Consider the following 22678-nt stretch of genomic DNA (forward strand, 5'->3'; position numbering starts at 1 on the left):
AGCTCACAGGCCCAGCTGCGCGGCCGCGGCGGCGGCGTCGACCGGGACGGTCACGGGGGCCGGCGCGCCCGAGATGGCCCACTCCGGGTCCTTGAGGCCGTTGCCGGTGACGGTGCAGACCACCCGCTGCCCGCGCTCGAGCCCGCCGGCCTGGGCCACCTTGAGCAGGCCGGCCACCGAGGCGGCCGAGGCGGGCTCGACGAAGACCGCCTCGCTGCGGGCCAGCAGCCGGTAGGCGGCGAGGATCTCCCGGTCGGTGACCGCGTCGATGCGCCCACCCGACTCGTCGCGGGCGGCCAGCGCCTTGGTCCACGACGCCGGGTTGCCGATGCGGATGGCAGTGGCGATGGTCTGCGGGTGCTCGACGACCTGCCCGCTGACGATCGGCGCGGCGCCGGCGGCCTGGAAGCCCCACATGCGAGGCGTCCGTGACGCCGTCCCGTCGGCCGCGTACTCCCGGTAACCCTGCCAGTAGGCGGTGATGTTGCCGGCGTTGCCCACCGGCAGGCAGTGCACGTCCGGAGCGTCCCCGAGGACGTCGACGATCTCGAACGAGGCGGTCTTCTGCCCCTCGATGCGGTACTGGTTGACGCTGTTGACCAGGCTCACCGGGTAGTCGATCGCCAGTTTGCTGGCCAGCGCGAGGCAGTCGTCGAAGTTGCCGTCGACCTGCAGCAGCTTGGCCCCGTGCACCAGCGCCTGGGCCAGCTTGCCCAGCGCGATCTTGCCCTGCGGGACGAGGACGGCGCAGACGAGGCCGGCGCGGGCGGCGTAGGCCGCAGCGCTGGCGCTGGTGTTGCCGGTGGAGGCGCAGATCACCGCCTGCGAGCCCTCCTCGACGGCCTTGGTGATGGCCATCGTCATCCCGCGGTCCTTGAACGAGCCGGTCGGGTTGGCCCCCTCGACCTTGAGGTAGACCTCGCAGCCGGTGCGGCGGGAGAGCTCCTGCGCCGGCACGAGCGGGGTGGCGCCCTCCTGCAGGGTCACCACGGGGGTGCTGTCGTTGACCGGCAGCCGCGACCGGTAGGCCTCGATCAGCCCCGGCCAGAGCGGCGAGACGGTGCCCCGCACGGGCAGCTGCGTCGTCATGACAGTCCTTCCACGCGCAGGATGCTGGTCACGGCCCGGACGGCGGGCATCTCCCGCAGCGCGGTGACCGTCGTCGACAGCGCGGCGTCGGGGGCGCTGTGGGTGACGATGACCAGCGACGCGGCGTCCCCGTGCCCGTCCTGCCGCACCGTGGCGATGCTGACGTCGTGCCGGGCGAACTCCTGCGCGACCGTCGCGAGCACGCCGGGCTTGTCGGCGACGTCGAGGCTGACGTGGTAGCGGGTGGGCGTCTCGGCGATCGGCCGGGCGGGCAGCCCCGCGTAGGTCGTGACGCCGGGGCCGGCGACGCCGGCGACCCGGTTGCGGGCGACGGCCACCAGGTCGCCGAGGACGGCGCTGGCGGTCGCGTCGCCGCCGGCGCCCTGGCCGTAGAACATCAGCTGCCCGGCGGCCTCGGCCTCGACGAACACGGCGTTGAACGCCCCGCCGACGGCGGCCAGCGGGTGCGTCGTCGGGATCATCGCCGGGTGCACGCGGACGGCGACCGAGTCGCCACCCTCGCCCGGCACCCGCTCGCAGATGGCCAGCAGCTTCACCGTGCAGCCGATCTCCGCGGCGCGGGCGACGTCGGTCGCGGTGACCGTGGAGATCCCCTCGCGGTGGACGTCGGCGGCGGTGACCTCGGTGTGGAACGCCAGCGAGGCGAGGATGGCGGCCTTGGCGGCGGCGTCGAAGCCGTCGACGTCGGCGGTGGGGTCGGCCTCGGCGTAGCCCAGCTCGGTCGCCTCGGCCAGCGCCTCGGTGAACCCGTGCCCGGTCTCGGCCATCCGGGACAGGATGTAGTTCGTCGTCCCGTTGACGATGCCGACGACCCGGCGCAGCTGGTCGCCGGCCAGCGACTCGCGCAGCGGGCGCAGCAGCGGGATCGCCCCGGCCACGGCCGCCTCGTAGTACAGGTCCACGCCGGCCTTCGCGGCGGCCGCGTGCAGCTCGACGCCGTCGTCGGCGAGCAGGGCCTTGTTGGCGCTGACCACCGACTTGCCCGCCTCGAACGCGGCCAGCAGCAGCGAGCGCACCGGCTCGATGCCGCCGATGACCTCGACGACGAGGTCGACGTCCGGCCGGGTCACGAGCCCGTGCGCGTCGGTGGTGAGCAGCGCGGCCGGGACGTCGCGGTGCCGGTCGGGACGGCGGACGGCGACGCCGGCCACCTCCACCGGCCGGCCGATGCGCGCGGCGAGGTCGTCGGCCTGCTCGCCGAGCAGCCGCAGCACGGCGCTGCCGACGGTCCCGCACCCGAGGAGCGCGACCTTGAGCGGCTGGGTCACGAGGTCACCCCCGCCGGGTGCTCGGGGGCGGGCTGGTCGATCGCCGGCGAGGGTGCGGGCACGTCGGCGAGGACGGCGTCGAGGGCGAACACGTCCGTCAGTGTCTGACGTCGGACGACCTCCGTGGCGACGCCGTCCCGCACGGCGACCACCGGGGGCTTGAGCAGGTAGTTGTAGTTGCTCGCCATCGACCAGCAGTAGGCGCCGGTCGCGGCGACCGCGAGCAGGTCGCCGGGCTGCACGTCGGAGGGCAGCCACAGGTCGCGGACCAGGATGTCGCCGCTCTCGCAGTGCTTGCCCACGACGCGGCACAGCGCCGGCGGGGCGCCGGACACGCGGTTGGCCAGCACGCAGGTGTAGGCGGCGTCGTAGAGCGCGGTGCGGATGTTGTCGCTCATCCCGCCGTCGACCGAGACGTAGTTGCGCACCAGCGGCGCGCCCGGCGTGCCGCTGGCCCCGAGCCGGACCGGCTTGATGGTGCCGATCTCGTACAGGGTGACGGTGCCCGGCCCGGCGATCGCCCGGCCCGGCTCGACGGCCAGCCGCGGCACGGGCAGCCCGACCATCGCGCACTCCGCCTCGACCACGGCGCGCAGCCTCCGGGCGACGTCGGCGGGGCTGACCGGGTCGTCCTCGGAGAGGTAGGCGATGCCGAAACCGCCCCCGAGGTTGAGCTCCTCGAGCACCTGCCCGGTGGCCTGGTGCACCTGCCCCATGAGCCCGACGACGCGGTGCGCGGCGGCCTCGAAGCCGGCGGTGTCGAAGATCTGCGAGCCGATGTGGCTGTGCAGCCCGGTCAGCCGCAGCGCCGGCTCGCGGATCACCCGCACCGCGGCGGTCAGCGCATCGCCGGTGGCCAGCGAGAAGCCGAACTTCTGGTCCTCGTGGGCGGTGGCGATGAACTCGTGGGTGTGCGCCTCGATGCCGACGGTGGCGCGGATGAGCACCGGGACCGGCGCGCCGCCGACGGCGACGCGGGCCGCGGCCAGCGGGACCAGCCGCTCGATCTCGTCGAACGAGTCCAGGACCACGTGGCCGATGCCGGCGTCCACCGCCAGCTGCAGCTCGACCAGGGACTTGTTGTTGCCGTGCAGCGCGATCCGCTCGGCCGGGAACCCGGCGGCCAGCGCGAGGGCCAGCTCGTTGCCCGAGCAGGCATCGAGGTGCAGCCCGTCCTCGGCGATCCACCGCGCCACCTGCCCGCAGAGGAAGGCCTTCGAGGCGTAGTGGACGTCGGCGCCGTCGAACGCGGCGGCGAAGTCCTCGGCCCGGCCCCGGAAGTCGGCCTCGTCGAGGACGAACAGCGGCGTCCCGTGCGTGCGGGCCAGCTCGGTCACCGGCTGGCCGCCCAGGTGCAGCTCGCCGTCGACGCGGGTCGCCGAGCGCGGCCAGACGTGCGGGTCGAGGGCGCCGAGGTCGGTGGGGGGTGGCCCCGCGGCCGGTGGCGGGGTGACGTTGCCGTGCAGCGGCCCCGCGGGGTGCGCTCTCACATCCGCTCCGGTGCGCTCACGCCGAGCACGCCCAGGCCGTTGCGCAGGACGACGGCGGTCGCGGCGCACAGCCACAGCCGGGCGGTGTTCAGGGCGGTCGGGTCCTCGTCGCCGCGCGGCAGCACCCGGCAGGTGTCGTAGAACCGGTGGTAGGTGCCGGCCAGCTCCTCGAGGTAGCGCGCGACGCGGTGCGGCGCGCGCAGCTCGGCGGCCGCCGTCAGCACGCGCGGGAACTCCCCGATCGCGCGGAGCAGGTCGTTCTCCCGCTCGTGGGTCAGCTGTGCCGCGTCGACGTCCCCCTCCCCGCCGAGGGCCAGGCCCAGGTCGGCGGCGTTGCGGAGCACCGAGGAGATCCGGGCGTGCGCGTACTGGACGTAGAAGACCGGGTTGTCGTTGGTCTGCCGGCTCCACAGGTCGACGTCGATGTCGATCTGCTGGTCGACCGAGGCGCGGGCCAGCGCGTACCGGGCGGCGTCCACCCCAATCGCGTCGACCAGGTCCGACAGCAGCACGATCGTGCCGGCGCGCTTGCTCATCCGCACCGGCTCGCCGCCGCGCAGCAGGTTGACCAGCTGGCCGATGAGGATCTCGAGGTGGGTGTCCGGGTCGTCCCCGGCCGCGGCCACCAGCGCCTTGTACCGGCCGACGTAGCCGGAGTGGTCGGCGCCCAGCATGATCACGACCCGGTCGAAGCCGCGGGCCCGCTTGTCCAGGTAGTAGGCGCAGTCCGAGGCGAAGTACGTCGTCTCGCCGTCGGCCTTGACCAGCACGCGGTCCTTGTCGTCGCCGAAGTCCGTGGTGCGCAGCCACACCGCGCCGTCGGCCTCGTACACGTGCCCCTGCTCGCGGAGCCGGGCCAGCGCCTTCTCCACCGCCTTCGTCTCGTACAGCGACTTCTCGCTGAACCAGACGTCGAAGTCGACGCCGAACTCCTCCATCGAGCGGCGGATCTCGTCGAGCATCAGCGCCACGCCGCGGTCGCGGAAGACGCGCAGCTGCGCAGGCTCGTCCCGGCCGAGGACGTCGGGCTCGAGGGCCTCGACCTGGGAGGCGATGTCGGCGATGTAGGTGCCGCCGTAGCCGTCCTCGGGGACCGGCTCGCCCTTCGCCGCGGCCAGCAGGCTGCGCGCGAAGCGGTCGATCTGCGCGCCGGCGTCGTTGATGTAGTACTCGCGCGTCACGTCGGCGCCGCTGGCCTCCAGCAGCCGGCCGATCGCGTCGCCGACGGCCGCCCACCGGCTGCCGCCGATGTGCACCGGGCCGGTCGGGTTGGCCGAGACGAACTCGAGGTCCAGCCGCTGCCCGGCGAGGGTGCCGGTCCGCCCGTAGGCCTCCCCCGCGGTGACCGCCTCGACGGCGATGCGCCCGAGCGCCCCCCGCGCCAGGGTGATGTTGAGGAAGCCGGGGCCGGCGATGTCGACGGCGGCGATGCCAGGGTGCGCGCGCAGCTCCTCGGCCAGCACCTCGGCGACCGCCCGCGGCGGCTTCCCGGCGGGCTTGGCCAGGCGGAGGGCGACGTTGGTGGCGTAGTCGCCGTGCTCGGGGTTCTTGGGACGCTCGACGAGCACGTCCTCGGGGACCGCCACGGGCAGCGCGCCGCGCTCGACGGCGGCGGCCACGGCGGTCCGGACGACGTCGCGCAACTGCTCCGGTGTCACCGCACGAGCGTACTGACCCCCGTTCGGGCGCCCGGCGGCCCTCCGGGCGTGCGTGCCCGGACCTGCCGGGGCGCCGACCTACAGTGGGTGTCGAAGGGGGCGGGCACCGGCTCGTCCCCGGGCCCGGCGCGCCCGCCGGAGCCCGAGCACCGCCCGACGAGCACGAGGAGCAGGCCGTGGCCAAGGACCGTAAGCCCCAGGACGGCCGCGCGCGCGGCGGGTCCGGCACGCCGGGCTCCGGTTCGGGCAGCCGGCCGGCCGCGCGCACCGCGGGCAAGGCCGGGCGCACCCGCCCGGCCGCCAACGTCGTCAGCCCGCAGCGGCCCTGGGGGCTCATCGCGGCCGCGGTCGCCGTGGTGGTGTTCGCCGCCGCCGTCATCACCTACGCGGTGGTGCAGGTCAACGAGGCCGACGCCGCCCGCGTGGACTCCGTCGACGAGATCGCCGGCGTCGAGACCTTCGACTACGCCGCCGGTCAGGAGCACGTGACCACGCCCGTGCCCTACGAGCAGTCCCCGCCGGTGGGCGGTCCGCACGACGGCGAGTGGGCCGACTGCACCGGCACGGTCTACGACGTCGACATCCGGCACGAGAACGCCGTCCACAGCATGGAGCACGGCGCGGTCTGGATCACCTACGACCCGGACGAGGTCTCGGGCGCCGACGTCGAGGAGCTCGCCGACGTCGCCGGTGAGTCCGGCCGGATGCTCTCGCCGTACGCCGGGCTGGACTCCCCGGTCAGCCTGCAGTCCTGGAACCACCAGCTGAAGGTCGACTCGGTCGACGACCCGCGGGTCGAGCAGTTCGCCGACTTCATGACCTTCAACCCCGACTTCTACCCCGAGGTCGGCGCCAGCTGCGAGAACCCGCAGTTCGTCAGCGACCCGCTGACCGTCGACGACGGCAGCCGCGGCACGAGCGCGATGACCACCGACGCCCCGACCACGCCCACGGCCGCGGCGGAGACCGGCGCGCCGTGACCGGCGAGGCGCCTCCGGCCGCGGGTCGCGGGCTGCGGACGGCGCTGCTCGCGGTCATCGGCGCGGGGCTGCTGCTGCTCGGCGGCGGGGCGGCGGTCGCCCTCGGGATCGGCCGGGACGACTCCCCCGCCACCCCGACCGCCGACTCGGTCGACGCCGGCTTCTCCCGCGACATGGCCACCCACCACCTGCAGGGCGTGGAGATGGCCAACGTCGCCCTGGAGCGGTCCACCGACCCGGAGGTCCGCCAGCTGGCGTTCGACATCTCGGCCACCCAGACCAACCAGGTCGGCCGGATGCAGGGCTGGCTGTCGCTGTGGGGCCTGCCGCCGTCGGGCGGCGACCCGATGGCCTGGATGGGCCCGGACACCGGCCACGCGGGGCACGACACGGCGGGCGGGCTGATGCCCGGGATGGCCACCGAGGACGAGCTGACCGAGCTGCGCGGGCTGACCGGCACGGCGTTCGACGTCCGGTTCCTGCAGCTCATGATCCGTCACCACCAGGGTGGCCGGGAGATGGCCGAGTACGCCGCCGCGCACGCGTCCGTGCCGGCCGTCGCGACGCTCGCCCGCACCATCGCCGAGACCCAGACCGCCGAGACGTCGACGATGACGGGGATGCTGACCGCCCGCGGCGGCATCCCGCTGCCGGCTCCCTGAGAGCCGCCGTCCGGCGCGGCCGGAGAGGCTGGTAGGTTTCTCCTCGCCCCATCGCAGAGCCCCCGTAGCTCAGGGGATAGAGCACCGCCCTCCGGAGGCGGGTGCGCAGGTTCGAATCCTGCCGGGGGCACCAGACAGGCAGAGGCCCTGCCGGACCGTCGGTCCGGCAGGGCCTCTGTCGTGCGGGGCGGCGCCTCCGACGGCCTCGCGCGAGGACGTCCCGCTGGTCAGACCGGCGAGGTCAGCAACTCGGCGAGGTTCTCGTCGACCTCCTTGAGATAGGACTCCTCGAAGCCGAACAGGCCGAAGTGCCCGGCGATCGAGTGCAGCACCCGCAGCTCGCTGTTCGGGACGAGCTGCTGTTCCGCCTGGACGTCCCGGACCGGGAAGAACATGTCCTCGTCGATCGGCATGGCGAAGACCCTGGCCGTGATCCGCCCCAAGGCCGCCGCGAGGTCGCCGCCGGCGTTCCGACAGACGTCGCCCCGCTGCCACTTCCAGCCCTGGACGAGCAGGGAGTTCGGGTCCATCGCGCTGAACACGGCCCGGATGAAGCGGTCCTTGAACTCGGTCTCGTCGTCCCAGGTGACGTCGGGCAGCTCGACGTTGCGCCAGAACTCGGACTTCCAGAACTCGGTGGACAGCCCCATCACCGCCCACAGGTCCGCGTGCCGGTCCAGCCCGCGGGCGACATCGGTGTGCGACGTGTACTCCCCACCGTTCCAGCCGGGGTCGTCGGTGATCGCGTCGAGCAGGGTCTGCGTGAACAGGAAGTCGTGCGGGGTGTTCTGGGCGGTGCCAGCGATCGCCGCCACACGCAGCACCTTCTCCGGGAAACGGACCGCCCACTCCCAGGCCTGCTGGGCTCCCATCGAGCCGCCGACGACGGCGTGCAGTCGCTCGATGCCGAACCGCTCCCGGAGCAGTTGCTCCTGGGCGCGCACGTCGTCGCCGATGTGCACCTTCGGGAACTCCGACATCGCGATCGCGCGGTTGGGACCGTCGGCGTTGTGCGGCGACGTCGACAGCCCGTTGCCGATCTGGTTGACGACGACGATGAAGTACTTCTCCGGGTCCAGAGCCCGGCCCGGGCCGATGTAGACCAGCTCCCAGGTCTGGTGCGTCCCGGAGAACCAGGTCGGGATGCAGATCGCGTTGTCCTTGGCCTCGTTGAGCGTGCCGTACGTGGCGACGGCCAACTGCAGGTCGGGGATGACCCCACCCTCCTGAAGCCGGAACTCGCCCAGGCTGTGCAGCTCGTACGCGCCTTGGACCTCAGGGGTGTAGAAGGGGTTGTCCAGTGCCATCACGGGCCTCTCTCGACGGATCGGACGGGATCGGAGGTCGGGCCGGCTCGCCGTGCCGAGCGCGCCGAACGCGATGCCGACTCCTGCGCCGGCGAGCTCGGTCGGGTCGGCCACGGCTGCCTCCCCTCCCGGCCAGCCGAGCGCAGGCAGGGCACCGTCCTCGGGTGAGCCCGGCGTCCTCGGCGTCCGGCCCGCGTTGCCGGGCCGTGGGACGGAGAACGGGGCATCGGCGCCTCCAGGGAGTCGGACCAGCCGTCCGGCCGCGCCCGGTGCTCCCGGTCGAGCGCTCGACCGACCCGGAGCCTGGTGTGACGCAGATCCCCATGTCAAGGGCCTCCATGTCGCCTCCGGTGAGGAGGGACAGCCCGCCGGCGGCGACCGGTCCCCGGAGGTCGAGCCTGCCCTGCCGTGAGCGGAGCGGCCGACGTCCCCGAGCGCGCCCGACGCCGGTCAGCTGGTGAGCAGGCCGCCCTCGACCGGGAGCGTCGTCCCGGTGACGTAGCCGCCCGCGTCGCTGACCAGGAAGACCAGCGCGGCGGCCAGCTCGTCGGGGTCGCCCTTGCGGCCGGCCAGCACGCGGGACATCTGCGCCTCGATGTAGCCCTCCGGGTACTGGTCGGTCATCTCCGACTCGAAGAACCCGGGCGCGAGCGCGTTGACCCGGATCCCCTTGCGGCCGGTCCACTGCTGGGCGAGGTCGCGGGTGAGGCCGATCAACCCGGCCTTGCTGGCCGCGTACGCCGCCTGCGGCAGCCCGGCCGTGGTCAGGCCCAGGATGCTCGAGATGTTGACGATGGAGCTGCCCGGCTGCATCATCCGCGCGGCGGCCTGCGCCATCCAGTAGCAGCCGTTGAGGTTGACGTCGATGACCTGCCGGAACTGCTCCGGCGTCTCCCGGGTGGCCGGGACGGCGGTGCCGACACCCGCGTTGTTCACCAGCACGTCGACCTTCCCGAACTCGGCCATCGTCGCGTCGACCAGCGCCTGGCAGTCCTCCGGCAGCGACACGTCGGTGCGCACGGTGATCGCCCGGCGTCCCGCCCCCTCCACCGCCGCCCGGGTGTCGCCGAGCCGGTCCTCCCGCCGCGCGCCGAGCGCGACGTCGCAGCCGGCCTCGGCCAGGGCCCGGGCGAAGACCGCCCCCAGCCCGGACGACGCCCCGGTCACGATCGCCACCCGGTCGTCGAGCCGGAACATGTCGAGGATCGTCCTGCCAGCCACGTCGGCGCTCCCGTCGTCGGTGTCGGTACCGGGAGCCTGTCGCGCGGCGCGCCCGGTCGCCACCGCGAGGGGTGGACCGCACGAGCGGCGGGTAGGGGTGCGGCCCAGGTCCCCGAGCACAGGGAGGCACCGTGGCCAACCTCGCGCAGCACCTGCTCGACACGGCGGCCCGGCACGGCGACCGCACCGCGCTCCGCATGGACGACGCCGTCCTGACCTACGACGCGTTCCGGGCGTCCGCGGCCGGGGTGGCCGCGGGCCTGAAGGCACGCGGGGTGGCCCCGGGCGACCGGGTCGGGATGGTGCTGCCCAACGTCCTGAGCTTCCCGGTGGTCTTCTACGGCGCTCTGATGGCCGGAGCCGCCGTCGTCCCGATGAACCCGCTGCTCAAGGCCCGAGAGGTCGAGTACTACCTGCGGGACTCCGGTGCGCGGGTGGTCGTGGCGATGGACTCCGTCGCGGCGGCGGCGACCGAGGCCGCCGGCGTCGTGGGCGTCGACGCGGTGACCGTCGGGCCGGCCGGGCCCGGCGAGGACCTGACCGGCCCCCCGGAGGGCGGGCGCACCGTCGACCGGGACGACACCGACGCCGCGGTGGTCCTCTACACCTCCGGCACCACCGGCCCGCCCAAGGGCGCCGAGTTGACCCACGCCAACCTGCGCGGCAACGCCCGGACCACCCAGGAGACGCTCCTCGAGGGCACGCCGGACGACGTCGTGATGGGCTGCCTGCCGCTGTTCCACGTATTCGGGCTGACCTGCGCCCTCAACGCCGCCGTCCTGGCCGGGTCGTGCCTGACCCTGCTGCCGCGGTTCGACGGCGCCAAGGCGCTCGAGGTCGTCCAGCGGGACCGGGTGACCGTGTTCGAGGGCGTGCCGACGATGTTCGCCGCGATGCTCCACCAGCCCGACCGCGACCGGTACGACGTCTCCAGCCTGCGGCTGTGCGTCTCCGGCGGCTCGGCCATGCCGGTCGAGGTGATGCGCGGCTTCGAGGAGGTCTTCGGCTGCATCGTGCTGGAGGGCTACGGGCTGTCGGAGACCTCCCCCGTCGCCTCGTTCAACCACCCGCACGCCGAGCGCAAGCCCGGCACCATCGGCACCCCCGTCCGCGGCGTGCAGATGCGCCTCGTGGACGACGAGGGCCGCGACGTGCGCGAGGGCGAGGTCGGCGAGATCGCCGTCCGCGGCGAGAACGTGATGAAGGGCTACTGGAACCGCCCCGAGGAGACGGCGAAGGCCATCCCCGACGGCTGGTTCCGCACCGGCGACCTCGCCCGCCGGGACGCCGACGGCTACTACGCGATCGTCGACCGCAAGAAGGAGATGATCATCCGCGGCGGCTACAACGTGTACCCGCGGGAGATCGAGGAGGCGCTCTACGAGCACCCCGCGGTCGCCGAGGCCGCCTGCGTGGGCGTCCCGCACCCCGACCTCGGCGAGGAGGTCGCCGCCGCGGTCGCGCTCAAGCCCGGCAGCGCCGCCGACCCGGCCGAGCTCCAGGCCTGGGTCAAGGAGCGGGTGGCCGCCTACAAGTACCCGCGGCACGTCTGGCTGGTCGAGGCCCTGCCCAAGGGGCCGACCGGCAAGATCCTGCGCCGCGCCGTCGAGGTCCCCGCGGAGGTCGCGAAGTGACGCAGCAGTTGGACACCAGCCACCTGGGCGAGGCCGTGGGCACGGACTTCTTCTCGGTGCGCGAGCAGTTCACCGAGGAGCAGTGGGAGAAGTTCATCACCGTCCGCCGGTTCGTCGACCGGGAGGTCGTGCCGGTCGCCGGCGACTACTGGGAGAAGGCCGAGGTGCCGTGGCCGCTGATCCGCCGGCTGCCGGAGCTCGGCATCGTCGGCGGCAGCATCAAGGGCCACGGCGCGGCGGAGATGAGCCCGATGGCCGCCGGGCTGGTGCAGATGGAGCTGCACCGGGGCGACGGCAGCCTGGGCACGTTCGTCGGCGTGCACGCCGGACTGGCCATGCAGTCGATCGACATGTGCGGCTCCGAGGAGCAGAAGGCCCGCTGGCTCCCCGAGATGGCGACGCTGGAGAAGCTGGGCGCCTTCGCGCTCACCGAACCGCACCACGGGTCGGACTCCGTGGCGCTGGAGACCACCGCGCGCCGGGAGGGCGACACCTGGGTGCTCGACGGCGCCAAGCGGTGGATCGGCAACGGCTCGCTGGCCGACCTGGTGATCGTGTGGGCGCGGGACGAGGGCGACGGTCAGGTGAAGGGCTTCGTCGTCGAGACCCCGGCCGAGGGGTACGAGGCGACGGTCATCACCGGGAAGGTGTCCCTGCGCTCGGTGTGGCAGGCCCAGATCGAGCTGCGCGGCGTCCGGGTGCCCGAGGAGAACCGGCTGCAGGAGGCGTACAGCTTCGCCGACACCGGGCGGGTCCTGGCCACCACCCGCGGCGCGTGCGCCTGGATGGCGCTGGGCCACGCGACCGCCGGCTACGAGGCCGCGCTCACCTACGCCAAGGAGCGCCGGCAGTTCGGCAAGCCGCTGGTGAGCTTCCAGATCATCCAGGAGCGGCTGGTGCGGATGCTGGCCGACCTCACCGGCATGCAGCTGTACTGCATGCAGATCGGCCGCCTCGCCGAGGCCGGGCGGCTCTCCCCGACCGTCGCAGGGCTGGCCAAGATGCACAACACGCGCACCGCTCGCGCGATCCTCGCCGAGGCCCGCGACCTGCTCGGCGGCAACGGGATCCTGCTGCAGAACCACGTCATCCGGCACATGGCCGACATCGAGGCCATCCACACCTTCGAGGGCACCGAGACGGTGCAGACGCTGATCGTCGGCCGGGACATCACCGGGGTCAGCGCCTTCACCTGAGCCGTCGACGCCCGGGAGGGGGACCGCATGGCCGACGCCCGCCCGCCGCTGTGGCGGCAGGCCTTCGACGCCGCCGAGCGCCGGGTGACCCCGCGCGCCGAGGAGTTCGTCCGCACGGAGACCTTCGCGATCGGCGCCGCGCTCTTCCGCCGGGCCTCGGCGCTGGCCCGCGACTCCGCCCGCGGCGCCACCACCCGCGCCTGGCACCTCCTGAACCTGCCCGCCGGCACCGACGTCAGCCGGCTGCGGACGCAGGTCGGCGCGCTGGACCGGGAGGTCCGGCGGCTCACCCTGCAGTTGGAGGCCGAACGGCGCCGCGCTCCCGAGGAGGACCATGCCGACCGTGCCGATACCGACCGTCCCGAGCGCGCAGACCATCCTCGACCGCGTCCGCCGCGACGTCGAGCGCAACGCCCTCCGCGCCCGTAACGGGCTCAAGCTGGTCGCCGGCGTCGACCGGCCGGGGGTGGGCCAGACCCCCAAGGACGTCGTCTGGCAGCGCGGGCGGACCCAGCTGTGGCACTACCGCAACGGGGACGTGCGGTACTCCCCGCCGCTCCTGGTCGTGTTCAGCCTGGTCAGCCGCAGCTACGTCCTCGACCTGACGCCCGGCAACAGCTTCGTCGAGCACCTGCTGGCCGCCGGCTTCGACGTCTACCTGCTCGACTGGGGCGAGCCCGATGCGCGGGACGCCGCCAACACCCTCGAGGACTACGTCGACGACTACGTGCCGGCCGGGGTGCGGCGGGTCCGGGAGGTCGCGGGCGCCGACGAGGTCAACCTGTTCGGCTACTGCTTCGGCGGCGACCTGGCGCTGCTGTACGCCGCCCACCACCCCGACGCGCCGCTGCGCAGCCTCAGCGTCCTGGCCACCCCGGTCGACTTCCGCCACATGGGGCCGCTGGCCGACCTGTTCCGGGTCGGCGGGCTGGACGTGCGCGACGTCCTCGACGCCGACGGGAACGTGCCGCCGCAGGTGGTGCTGCAGGGCTTCCGGGCGCTGACCCCCACGGCGGAGGTGACCCGCTACGTGACCCTCTGGGAGCGGCTCTGGAACGACGAGTACGTGGCCGCCTACCAGGCGATGACCAGCTGGTCGGACGACCACGTGCCCTTCCCGGGGGCCGCCGCGGAGGAGACGGTGCGGATGCTCGTGCGCGACAACGGGATGGTCACCGACCGGCTGACCGTCGGGGGCGACCGCGTGCACCTGTCCGACGTCCGGGTCCCGTTCCTCACCGTGCGCGCCGACCGCGACCACATCGTCCCGCCCGAGGCGACCGCGCCGCTGATCGACCTGGTCGGCTCCCCGGACAAGCACGAGCTGCGGCTGCCGGCCGGTCACATGGGCCTGGTGGTCGGCCGGACGGCGGCCCGGACGACGGTGCCGACGATCATCGACTTCCTCCGCCAGCGCAGCGAGCCGGTGGACGGGTCCGCCGAGGAGGCCTGAGTGGCCGACGCCCGTCCGGCCGTCACCGAGCTCACCGACGCGCACTGCGACGCGCTGCTGCACTTCTTCACCGGCCTCCCCGAGGGTGACCGCACCTTCATCCGCGAGGACGTCACCGACCCCGACGTGGTGCGCGGCTGGGCGGCCGGCGGCACCCCCGGGGTGCGCCGCTGGGTCGCGCTGGACGACGGCGGGCGGGTCGCCGGCTACGTGGCGGTGCTCCGGCTGCCCGGCTGGTCCGACCACGTCGGCGAGGTCCGCCTGGTCGTCGCGCCCGGCGCGCGGGGCGGCGGGCTGGGCCGCACGCTGGCCCGCCACGCGCTGGTCGCGGCGGTCGAGGACGGGATCACCAAGCTCGTCGTCGAGGTGGTGGCCGAGCAGGGCGCGGCCCTGGCCCTCTTCAGCGACCTCGGGTTCACCGGTGAGGCGCTGCTGGTCGACCACATCCGCGACCGGGAGGGCCGGCTGCGCGACCTGATGGTGCTGGCCCACCACGTGCGGGACACCTGGTCGGGGATGAGCACCGTCGGGCTGCCCGAGGCGCTGGGCGAGGACCTCCCCTGAGCCGGCCGGCCACTCCCCGCGCCTGGGTGCCCGTCGCCGCGACGCTGTTCGCCATCGGCTGGGGCGCGAACCAGTTCGTCAGCCTGCTGGTCGCCTACCGCGAGCGCAGCGGGCTGTCGGTCGCCACCGTGGACGCCCTGGTCGGCGTCTACGCCCTCGGCCTGGTCCCGGCGCTGCTGGTGCTCGGGCCGGTGTCGGACCGGCACGGGCGGCGGCCGGTGCTGCGGACCGCGCTGCTGGTCTCGCTCGTCGCGACGCTGGTGCTGCTGCTGGAGGGCCTGGCCGCGCTCTACGCCGGGCGCTTCCTCGCCGGCCTGGCCAGCGGTGCGGCGTTCGCCGCCGGCAGCGCGTGGGTCGAGGAGCTGTCGACAGCGCCGTGGGACCCGGCGGCCCCGGACGGCACCGGCGCGCGCCGGGCGGCGATGTCGCTCACCGCGGGCTTCGGCCTGGGCCCGGTCGTCGCCGGGCTGGTCGCCCAGTGGGCGCCCGCGCCGCTGGTCACCGCCTACCTGCCGCACCTGGCCGTCGCCCTCGCCGTCCTCGTCCCGCTGTGGCGGGCGCCGGAGACGGTCGCCGACACCGGCCCGGAGACCGGCTCGCTGTGGTCGCGGATGCGCGTGCCGTCGGCGGCCGACCCGCGCTTCCGCCGGCACGTGGCCCCGGTGGCGCCGTGGGTGTTCGCCGTGGCGACGGTCTCCATCGCCGTCCTGCCCGGGCTGGTGCGCGACTCGACCCCGGGCTGGACGGTGGCCTTCAACGCCGCGATCGCCGGCGTCACCCTCGGCACCGGCGTCGCGGTGCAGCCGCTCGCCCGCCGGCTGTCGGCCGCCGACACCCGCCGGGGGGCGGCGATCGGGATGGCCGCGATCGTGGCCGGGCTGGGGTGCGCCGCGGCCGCCGCCGCGACCACCCACCCGGCGCTGGTCGTCCTGGCCGCGGGAACCCTGGGCTGCGGCTACGGGCTGTGCCTGGTCGCCGGCCTGCTCGAGACCCAGCGGGTCGCGCCGCCGCGGGAGCTGGCCGGGCTGACCGCGGTCTACTACGCGCTGACGTACCTCGGCTTCGCCGCGCCCGTCGTGCTGGCCGGACTCGCGACCCTGGTCCCGTACGGGGTGCTGCTCGCCGGGGCGGCCGTGCTCGCCGCCGCCACCCTGGTGCTCACCCGGCGGGCGGCGCGACCGTCCCCGGACCGACCACCGGTCGCTCCCTGACCGTCATCAGCCGGTCACCTGGGCCCGCGACGCTCGCAGGCACGCGGGCCCGCCCGGGCCCCGAGCGCTCCGGAGGTCCCGGTGCCCCGACCCGACGTGCTGCCGCCCGACCGCTCCCGCCTGCTACGCGCCGGCGCCGTGCTCGCCGCCGAACGCCTCCGCCCCGGCACCGGACGACGTCGGGCGGTGTGCGGCGCGGCCCGCCTGCTCACCGGTCTCGGCGTGCGGATCGACGTCCGGGCCCCGTCGACGGCGTGGCCCCGCGCCGCCCGCGGCCGCGGCCTGCTGCTGGTGGCCAACTCCGTCTCGCCGCTGGACCCGCTGGTGCTGCTGACCGCGCTGCCCGGCGTCGTCGTGGCGACCTCCGGGCACGACCGCGTCGCCGGGGTGCCGTGCCCCACCGTCCCGGCCACGGTCGACGGGGTGCGCGCCGCGCTGGCCGGCGGCGCGAAGGTCGTCGTCCGGCCCGAGCTCCCGGCCGGCGGGCGGGCGACGCTGGGCCGCTTCTCCTCCGAGCTGTTCGCCGCCGCGGTCGCCACGGGCGCGGCGGTGTGCCCCGTCGTCCTGCGCTACACGGGGGACGGCGGCGCGCCACCGCCGGCGCCCGGCGGGCGGTCCCTGCGCGCGGCGCTGCGCTGGATCGGCGACACCCGGGACGTGGTCGTCGAGGTGCGCCCGCGGCCGGCCCTGACCTGGGACGGCGCGACGGCCGAGGAGCTCGCCACGCTCGCCGAGTACGCGGTGGCCGCGGAGCTGGAGACCGCGCCGGCGAGTGCGGGAGCGCTCAGGCCGAGGTGACCCGGCCGCCGTCGACGGTGAGACGCCGGGTCGTCGCCACCGCCGCCAGCATCCGGCGGTCGTGGGTGACCAGCAGCAGCGTCCCGCGGTAGGCGGCGAGGGCCTGCTCCAGCTGCTCGATCGCGGGCAGGTCGAGGTGGTTGGTCGGCTCGTCGAGCACCAGCACGTTGACCCCGCGCGCCTGCAGCAGCGCCAGCCCGGCCCGCGTCCGCTCGCCGGGCGAGAGCGTGTCGGCCGGGCGCAGCACGTGCTCGGCGGTCAGACCGTACTTGGCCAGCAGCGTGCGCACCTCGGCGGTCGGCCAGTCCGGGACCTCGGCCGAGAAGGCGTCCAGCAGCGTCTCCGAGCCGAGGAACGCCTGCCGGGCCTGGTCGATCTCGCCGATCCGGACCGACGGACCCAGCGCCGACCGGCCGCCGTCCAGCGGCACCCGCCCGAGGAGGGCGGCGAGCAGGGTGGACTTGCCCGCGCCGTTGGGGCCGGTGATCGCCACCCGGTCGCCCCAGTCGACCTGCAGGTCCACCGGGCCGAGGGTGAACCCGCCGCGCCGCACGACCGCCCCGGAGAGCGTGGCGACGACGGCGCCGGCGCGCGGCGCCGCAGCGATCTCCATCCGCAGCTCCCACTCCTTGCGGGGCTCCTCGACCACCTCCAGCCGCTCGATCCGGCGCTCGGTCTGGCGGGCCTTGGCCGCCTGCTTCTCCGACGTCTGCCGCGCGAAGTTCCTGACGTGCTTGTCGGGGTCCTTCGACTTCTTCATCGCGTCCCGGACGCCCTTGGCCATCCAGTTCCGCTGGGTGCGCGCCCGCGCCTCGAGGCCGCCCTTCGTCTCGGCGTACTCCTCGTACTCCTCGCGGGCGTGCCGGCGGGCGACCTCCCGCTCTGCCAGGTAGGCCTCGTAGCCGCCGTCGTGCACCCGCACCAGCTGCTGCGCGAGGTCGAGCTCGACCACCCGGGTCACGGTCCGGGCGAGGAACTCCCGGTCGTGGCTGACCAGCACGATGCCGCTGCGGGCATCGGTGACGAACCGCTCCAGCTGGGCCAGCCCGGCGAGGTCGAGGTCGTTGGTGGGCTCGTCGAGGAGCAGGACGTCGTACCGGGACAGCAGCAGCGAGGCCAGCCCGACCCGCGCGGCCTGGCCGCCGGACAGCCCGGTCGTCGCGGCGTCGAGGCCGACCCCGGGCGCGACCTCGGCGACCACCTGGCCGGCCCGCTCGTCGAGGTCGGCGCCGCCGAGGGCCAGCCAGCGCTCGAGCGCCTCCCCGTAGGCGTCGTCGGCACCGTCGACGCCGGCGGTGAGGGCCTCGGTGGCGGCGTCGAGCGCCGCCTGCGCCGGGGCCACGCCGGTCCGGCGGGCCAGCGCCTGGCGCACGGTCTCCCCCGGCCGGCGGTCGTGCTCCTGCGGCAGGTACCCGAGGGTGGCCGTCGGCGGGCTCACCGCCACGCTGCCGGACTCCGCGGGCAGCTCGCCGGCGAGGGTCCGCAGCAGGGTCGACTTGCCCGCGCCGTTCACCCCGACCAGGCCGACGACGTCGCCGGGGGCGACGACGAGGTCGAGGTCGGAGAACAGGACGCGGGCGCCGTGACCGGCGGCCAGTCCGCGGGCGACGAGGGTGGCACTCACCGCCTCATCCTCCCTGGGCCGTGTCGCCGTCCTCCTCGTCCCCGGTGGCGAGCACCTCGTCGGCCATCTCGTCGAGCATCCGCTCCAGGTCCAGCAGGGCCGCGGCGTCGTCGTCCGCACCCGCCGGCCGGCGGCGGACCAGCCACGGCTGCAGCTGGTCGTAGCCGCGCACCGACACCCGCCGCAGCGGCCGCACCCGGTAGCGCGGGAGCCCCCGCAGGTGCCGGGCCAGCTCGCGGTCGACCAGCAGCGCCTCCGGCCGGGCGATCGTGGTCAGCCGGCTGGCCAGGTTCACCACCGGCGAGTAGACGTCGCCGAGGTGGGTGAGCACGGTGCCGTAGGCGGCACCCACCCGCAGCGGCGGGCGGTCCTCCGCGTGCCACGCGTCGGGCAGCTCCAGCCCGATCTCCACGGCGTCGATCGCCGAGACCGCGGTGTAGAGGACGCCGTCCCCCACGGTCTTCACGACCCGGCCGTGGTGGCGGGCGATGACCTCGGCGGCGATGGCCTCGAAGTCCTCCACCATCGCGCCGAGCTCGCGGCCGCCCATGCCCTGGCTCCGGGTGGTGTAGCCGACCAGGTCGGCGAAGCCCACCGCGAGCTCCCGGCGGTCCCCGGCGCCGGAGGAGGCGAACAGCCGCTCGGCGTTGGCGGCCAGGTGCCGCCGCCAGACGTAGTCCTGCACGGCGCGCAGCATCGGCAGCAGCCGCCGCGCGCTGTCCACCGCCCGGTCGGGGTCCATCGCCGCACGCCCGCCTTCGGGCTGCTCGCCGCGGGTCAGGGCGTCGGCCAGCATGTCGGTCTGCCAGTCCGCCAGGCGGGACAGCGACTGCGCCATGGCCCGCGCGATGGAGGCCTCGGCGTCCTCGTCGACGAAGCCGGTGTCGATCAGCGCCGACAGCAGCCCGAGCGCGTGGACGTCGGCGTCGGTGAAGACCAGGTCGTCGTCGGCGGCGTCCGGGAAGCCCAGTGCCCGCCACAGCCGCTGCGTGCGGTGCGACGGCATGCCGGCCATGCGGCCGACGTCCAGCCGCGTGTAGCGCCGCGGGCCCCCGAGCAGCAGGCGCTCGAGTGCCTCCCGGGCGTCGGGCGCGCCGGGGGCGTCCCCCGGGACGGTGTCGGGCAGCGCTCAGCCCGTCGTGTGCACGACCAGCACGTCGACCGGGGAACGGCGGGTCACGTCGGACGGGACCGAGCCGAGCAGCCGGCCCTTGAGGCTGTTGAGCCCGCGGTTGCCCACCACGAGCAGGTCCGCCTGCTCGCGGCCGACGACGTCCATCAGCGTCTCCACGGGCGACCCGACGACGGCGAGCGGGTAGACGTCGGTCGCCCCGGCCTCCCGCGCCCGCTCGCCGGCGGTGCGCACGGTCTCCTCGGCCGGCCCCGAGCCGATCACCTGGTAGGCGTCGTCACCGAAGACGTCGCGCGCCTCCTGCAGCTCGCGGTCGTCGACCCGCGGGGGCAGGTAGGCACAGACGATGACCAGCCGGGCGCCGCAGGCCCCGGACAGGGCCGCGGCCCGGCGCACCGCCCTGAGAGAGGACTCCGACCCGTCGGTCCCGACGACCACCGTGCGATACGCGCTCACGGGCGGGGAACCTACCGGGAACGGCGGTCCTGCGGCGTGGGAGGGGTCACAGCCGGGACGGCGCGGAACTGCGGGAACGCACCGCGCGGGGCCGCGACCGGTGCGCCACCGTGCGCTTGGATGGACCCGCCGTCCGGCCGACGACGAGGAGACCGCCATCCACCCCGGCAGCACCGCCCACCGCGACCCCGTGCGGGTCGAGGTCCGCGGACTCACCAAGACCTTCGGCGCGGTCCGCGCCGTGGACGACCTCACCTTCACCGTCGAGCCCGGGTCGGTGACCGGTTTCCTGGGCCCCAACGGCGCCGGGAAGACCACCACCATGCGGATGGTGCTGGGCCTGGAGCGCCCCGACTCCGGGACCGCCACCTTCGACGGCGCTGCCTACGCCGACCTCCCGTCGCCGGTGCGCACCGTCGGTGCGGTCCTCGAGACGGCCTTCCACCCCGCGCGCTCGGGCCGCAACCACCTGCGCGTGTACTGCCGCGCCGCCGGCCTGCCCGTATCCCGCGCCGACGAGACGCTCACCCAGGTCGGCCTGGCCGACGCGGGCAACCGCCGCGCCGGCGGCTACTCGCTGGGCATGCGCCAGCGGCTGGCCCTGGCCACGGCGCTGCTCGGCGACCCTGCGGTGCTGGTGCTCGACGAGCCGGCCAACGGGCTGGACCCCGAGGGCATCCAGTGGCTGCGCGGCTTCATCCGCCACCTCGCCCACGACGAGGGCCGCACCGTGCTCGTCTCCAGCCACCTGCTGTCGGAGATGGAGCACACCGCCGACCGCGTGGTCATCGTCGGCGCCGGCCGGCTGGTCCGGGAGGGGTCGATCGCCGACCTCCGCACCGGCGCGCAGGGCGCCGGCACGGTCCTGGCCCGCAGCCCCGAGGCCGGCCGGCTGGCCCGGGTCCTCGCGGACGCCGGGTTCGCGGCGACCCCGGACGGGGACGGCCTGGTGACCGTCAGCGGCGCGACCCCGGCCGCGGTCGGGGCCCGGGCCTTCGCCGCCGGCGTCGAGCTGCACGAGCTGCGCGCGGAGACCAGTGGCCTGGAGGAGCTGTACTTCCGGCTCACCGCCGGCCAGGAGCAGTACGCCGCGTCCGCGACCGACCCGACTCCGCAGGGAGCGGCTCGATGACCGCCCTCGTCCGCGCCGAGTGGACCAAGCTGTTCACCACCCGCGTCTGGCTCGGGCTGCTGCTCGGCGCCTGCGTGATGGTGGCCGGGTTCGCGGTGCTGTTCACCTCCTTCGCCGGCGGCGCCGAGAGCGGCCTGCCCCCTGTCGGCAGCGAGCAGTACGAGCAGCTCGTCCTCGCCGTCACCGCGAACGTCACGGTGCTGTTCCTGATCCTGGGCATCATCGGGATGACCCAGGAGTACCGGCACCGCACCGCCACCCCGACCTTCCTCACCACGCCGCGGCGCGGCCGGGTCGTCGTCGCCAAGCTGTTCGGCTACGCCCTGGTGTCGGTGCCCTTCGCCCTCGTCGTCATGGCAGTCAACTACCTGGTGGTCGCCCTGCACGCCGGGGCCCGCGGCGCGGCCCCGGCGCTGACCGGCGACAACCTCCGGGTCCTGGCCAGCAGCGGCCTGGCGCTGGTGGTCTACGCCGTCATCGGCGTCGGCCTCGGCGCGCTGCTGCGCAACCAGGTGGGGGCGATCGTCGGTGGGCTGGTCTACCTGTTCGTCGTCGAGCCGATCATCCGCTCGATCCCGGCGACGGCGCCGGCCTACAAGTGGCTGCCCGGTGGCGCGCTCGAGGCGATGACGGCGACCTTCCAGGGACCGGACCTCCTCTCCCCCTGGCAGGGCGGCCTGCTGCTGCTCGGATACGGTCTGGTCGCTGCCCTGCTGGGCACGCTCCTCGCCGTCCGCCGCGACGTCGTCTGAAAGACCCCCTGCCGCCCACCACTCGCAAGCTCGCGGCGGGCCCCTGCAGGGGGGCCGTCCACACCCTCCCGATCGGAACGGGGTCTCCCCGATGACCACCCGCATGACCGCACAGCGGCTGGCCCGGCTGATCGCCGACGGCGACGTGGCCGCCGTCCGCGCGGCCGTCGCCGACGCACCGCGCCTGCTGTCCACGACCGTCGAACACGCCGGCCAGGGCGGCTGGACGCCGCTGCACCTGGCCGTGGCCGCCGGACAGACCGAGATCGTGCGGCTGCTGGCCGCGGCGGGCGCCGACCTGTCGGCCCGCACCGAGCACGACCGGACGCCCCTGCACGTGGCCCTCGAGCACGCCCCCGCCCTGGTGGCGCTGCTCCGCGAGCTCGGCGCCCCGGTGGACGCGCCCAGTGCCGCCTACCTCGACGACGTCGACCAGCTCGCGACGGAACTCGACGCCGGCGCCCCGCTGGCCGACCCGGTCACCGGCGTGGACCTGCTCACCTGGGCGGCGGCCGGCGGAGCGGCCACCGCCGCGCAGGCGCTGCTGGACCGCGGCGCCGACGCCGACGGCGGCGCCCTGCACGCCGCCGCCGGCCGGGGCCGCCTGGAGCTGGTCCGCCTGCTGCTGTCCGCCGGCGCCGACGTCAACCGGCGGGACCCCGACTCCGGCCGGTCCCCGCTGCACGCCGCGATCGCCTCGGCCGTCGACGGCGACGCGCCCGAGGTCGTGCGCGAGCTGCTCGCCGCCGGCGCCGACGTCGACGCCACCACGAGCGACGGCGCGAGCGCCCTGGACATCAGCCGGGTGGCCGCCGCCCGGACCCGGCCCGACGGCGCAGGTCAAGCCGACCCCCACGACGCGCTCGCCGCCCTCCTGGTCGCCCACGGCGCCACCCAGTGACCGTGGTCCCTCCCCCCGCCCGACCAGGACCCATGTCCACCACGGGGTCGGCCGCACGCTCCGTCGCCTCGCGGCGACGGGCGTAGACTCCCCACCCGATCCTGAGACGTCCACCGACGACGAAGAAGG

General features: G+C 75.0%; 21 protein-coding genes and 1 tRNA gene. 13 read left to right on the plus strand and 9 right to left on the minus strand.

Annotation, left to right across the window (positions count from 1 at the left end; all coding sequences use genetic code 11):
* Window positions 1-3: 3 nt before the first annotated feature.
* From thrC to argS, 4 genes are read right to left on the minus strand one after another with little or no spacing between them, the layout of a single operon-like run.
* A complete protein-coding gene (gene thrC / locus ACI782_RS15510; protein ID WP_456910720.1) occupies window positions 4-1089 on the minus strand; it encodes a threonine synthase in 1086 nt (361 codons plus the stop codon).
* Window positions 1086-2378 (minus strand): homoserine dehydrogenase, encoded by a 1293-nt coding sequence (locus tag ACI782_RS15515; RefSeq protein WP_456910722.1) that lies wholly within the window; start codon window positions 2376-2378, stop codon window positions 1086-1088. Before ACI782_RS15515 ends, thrC begins: the two co-directional genes overlap by 4 nt.
* Window positions 2375-3868: a diaminopimelate decarboxylase gene (gene lysA, locus ACI782_RS15520; protein WP_456910724.1), complete on the minus strand. Its 1494-nt coding sequence runs from the start codon at window positions 3866-3868 to the stop codon at window positions 2375-2377. The genes ACI782_RS15515 and lysA overlap by 4 nt, the downstream gene beginning before the upstream one ends.
* Complete coding sequence (gene argS / locus ACI782_RS15525; RefSeq protein ID WP_456910726.1) at window positions 3865-5526, minus strand: arginine--tRNA ligase; 1662 nt, start codon at window positions 5524-5526, stop codon at window positions 3865-3867. The genes lysA and argS overlap by 4 nt, the downstream gene beginning before the upstream one ends.
* 176 nt (window positions 5527-5702) lie before the next feature.
* Between argS and ACI782_RS15530 the strand changes: the two genes are divergently transcribed.
* From ACI782_RS15530 to ACI782_RS15540, 3 genes are all read left to right on the plus strand, one after another.
* Window positions 5703-6506: a DUF3105 domain-containing protein gene (locus tag ACI782_RS15530; RefSeq protein WP_456910728.1), complete on the plus strand. Its 804-nt coding sequence runs from the start codon at window positions 5703-5705 to the stop codon at window positions 6504-6506.
* Entirely contained in the window at window positions 6503-7168 is a 666-nt protein-coding gene (locus tag ACI782_RS15535) for a DUF305 domain-containing protein (protein WP_456910730.1), read from the plus strand. The genes ACI782_RS15530 and ACI782_RS15535 overlap by 4 nt, the downstream gene beginning before the upstream one ends.
* A gap of 58 nt (window positions 7169-7226) precedes the next feature.
* Window positions 7227-7301 (plus strand) — tRNA-Arg (locus ACI782_RS15540).
* Window positions 7302-7395: 94 nt separating this feature from the next.
* Here ACI782_RS15540 and ACI782_RS15545 read toward each other — a convergent pair.
* Entirely contained in the window at window positions 7396-8589 is a 1194-nt protein-coding gene (locus tag ACI782_RS15545; RefSeq protein WP_456910732.1) for an alpha/beta fold hydrolase, read from the minus strand.
* 336 nt (window positions 8590-8925) lie between these two features.
* Entirely contained in the window at window positions 8926-9696 is a 771-nt protein-coding gene (locus tag ACI782_RS15550; RefSeq protein WP_456910734.1) for an SDR family NAD(P)-dependent oxidoreductase, read from the minus strand.
* 131 nt (window positions 9697-9827) lie between these two features.
* Between ACI782_RS15550 and ACI782_RS15555 the strand changes: the two genes are divergently transcribed.
* The 7 genes from ACI782_RS15555 to ACI782_RS15585 all read left to right on the plus strand — a co-directional run bounded on the left by ACI782_RS15555 (window position 9828) and on the right by ACI782_RS15585 (window position 16552).
* Entirely contained in the window at window positions 9828-11330 is a 1503-nt protein-coding gene (locus ACI782_RS15555; RefSeq protein ID WP_456910736.1) for a long-chain-fatty-acid--CoA ligase, read from the plus strand.
* Window positions 11327-12526, plus strand: coding sequence for an acyl-CoA dehydrogenase family protein (locus ACI782_RS15560; RefSeq protein ID WP_456910738.1), 1200 nt, complete (start codon window positions 11327-11329; stop codon window positions 12524-12526). The genes ACI782_RS15555 and ACI782_RS15560 overlap by 4 nt, the downstream gene beginning before the upstream one ends.
* Before the next feature lie 27 nt (window positions 12527-12553).
* Window positions 12554-12955, plus strand: coding sequence for a hypothetical protein (locus ACI782_RS15565; protein ID WP_456910740.1), 402 nt, complete (start codon window positions 12554-12556; stop codon window positions 12953-12955).
* Window positions 12870-13979 (plus strand): alpha/beta fold hydrolase, encoded by a 1110-nt coding sequence (locus ACI782_RS15570; RefSeq protein ID WP_456910742.1) that lies wholly within the window; start codon window positions 12870-12872, stop codon window positions 13977-13979. Before ACI782_RS15565 ends, ACI782_RS15570 begins: the two co-directional genes overlap by 86 nt.
* Window positions 13980-14543 carry an N-acetyltransferase family protein gene (locus ACI782_RS15575; protein ID WP_456910744.1) on the plus strand — a complete coding sequence of 188 codons (564 nt, stop codon included), beginning with the start codon at window positions 13980-13982 and terminating at the stop codon, window positions 14541-14543.
* Between the two features lie 26 nt (window positions 14544-14569).
* Complete coding sequence (locus ACI782_RS15580; RefSeq protein WP_456910746.1) at window positions 14570-15754, plus strand: MFS transporter; 1185 nt, start codon at window positions 14570-14572, stop codon at window positions 15752-15754.
* Window positions 15755-15835: 81 nt separating this feature from the next.
* Window positions 15836-16552 (plus strand): hypothetical protein, encoded by a 717-nt coding sequence (locus tag ACI782_RS15585; protein WP_456910748.1) that lies wholly within the window; start codon window positions 15836-15838, stop codon window positions 16550-16552.
* Here the strand turns inward: ACI782_RS15585 and ACI782_RS15590 are convergent.
* The 3 genes from ACI782_RS15590 to ACI782_RS15600 form a co-directional block, all read right to left on the minus strand.
* Window positions 16539-18176, minus strand: a complete 1638-nt coding sequence (locus ACI782_RS15590; RefSeq protein ID WP_456910750.1) for an ABC-F family ATP-binding cassette domain-containing protein — start codon at window positions 18174-18176, stop codon at window positions 16539-16541. The genes ACI782_RS15585 and ACI782_RS15590 overlap by 14 nt on opposite strands.
* A gap of 4 nt (window positions 18177-18180) precedes the next feature.
* Window positions 18181-19191: an adenylate/guanylate cyclase domain-containing protein gene (locus ACI782_RS15595; RefSeq protein WP_456910752.1), complete on the minus strand. Its 1011-nt coding sequence runs from the start codon at window positions 19189-19191 to the stop codon at window positions 18181-18183.
* Window positions 19192-19305: 114 nt separating this feature from the next.
* Window positions 19306-19764 carry a universal stress protein gene (locus ACI782_RS15600; protein ID WP_456910754.1) on the minus strand — a complete coding sequence of 153 codons (459 nt, stop codon included), beginning with the start codon at window positions 19762-19764 and terminating at the stop codon, window positions 19306-19308.
* A gap of 190 nt (window positions 19765-19954) precedes the next feature.
* On the opposite strand from ACI782_RS15600, the gene ACI782_RS15605 reads away from it, so the two are divergent.
* The 3 genes from ACI782_RS15605 to ACI782_RS15615 all read left to right on the plus strand — a co-directional run bounded on the left by ACI782_RS15605 (window position 19955) and on the right by ACI782_RS15615 (window position 22549).
* Window positions 19955-20896 carry an ABC transporter ATP-binding protein gene (locus tag ACI782_RS15605; protein ID WP_456910798.1) on the plus strand — a complete coding sequence of 314 codons (942 nt, stop codon included), beginning with the start codon at window positions 19955-19957 and terminating at the stop codon, window positions 20894-20896.
* Window positions 20893-21648 carry an ABC transporter permease gene (locus ACI782_RS15610; protein WP_456910756.1) on the plus strand — a complete coding sequence of 252 codons (756 nt, stop codon included), beginning with the start codon at window positions 20893-20895 and terminating at the stop codon, window positions 21646-21648. The genes ACI782_RS15605 and ACI782_RS15610 overlap by 4 nt, the downstream gene beginning before the upstream one ends.
* A 91-nt stretch (window positions 21649-21739) precedes the next feature.
* Window positions 21740-22549, plus strand: a complete 810-nt coding sequence (locus ACI782_RS15615) for an ankyrin repeat domain-containing protein (protein ID WP_456910758.1) — start codon at window positions 21740-21742, stop codon at window positions 22547-22549.
* The last annotated feature ends 129 nt before the right edge of the window (window positions 22550-22678 follow it).

This window comes from Geodermatophilus sp. SYSU D00703 (genome assembly GCF_054050155.1).

Coding starts and splice junctions, on each gene's coding strand:
- ACI782_RS15610 (WP_456910756.1), top strand. CDS start 20,893: ATGACCGCCCTCGTCCGCGCCGAGTGGACCAAGCTGTTCACCACCCGC.
- ACI782_RS15595 (WP_456910752.1), bottom strand. CDS start 19,191: ATGGCCGGCATGCCGTCGCACCGCACGCAGCGGCTGTGGCGGGCACTG.
- thrC (WP_456910720.1), bottom strand. CDS start 1,089: ATGACGACGCAGCTGCCCGTGCGGGGCACCGTCTCGCCGCTCTGGCCG.
- ACI782_RS15565 (WP_456910740.1), top strand. CDS start 12,554: ATGGCCGACGCCCGCCCGCCGCTGTGGCGGCAGGCCTTCGACGCCGCC.
- ACI782_RS15615 (WP_456910758.1), top strand. CDS start 21,740: ATGACCACCCGCATGACCGCACAGCGGCTGGCCCGGCTGATCGCCGAC.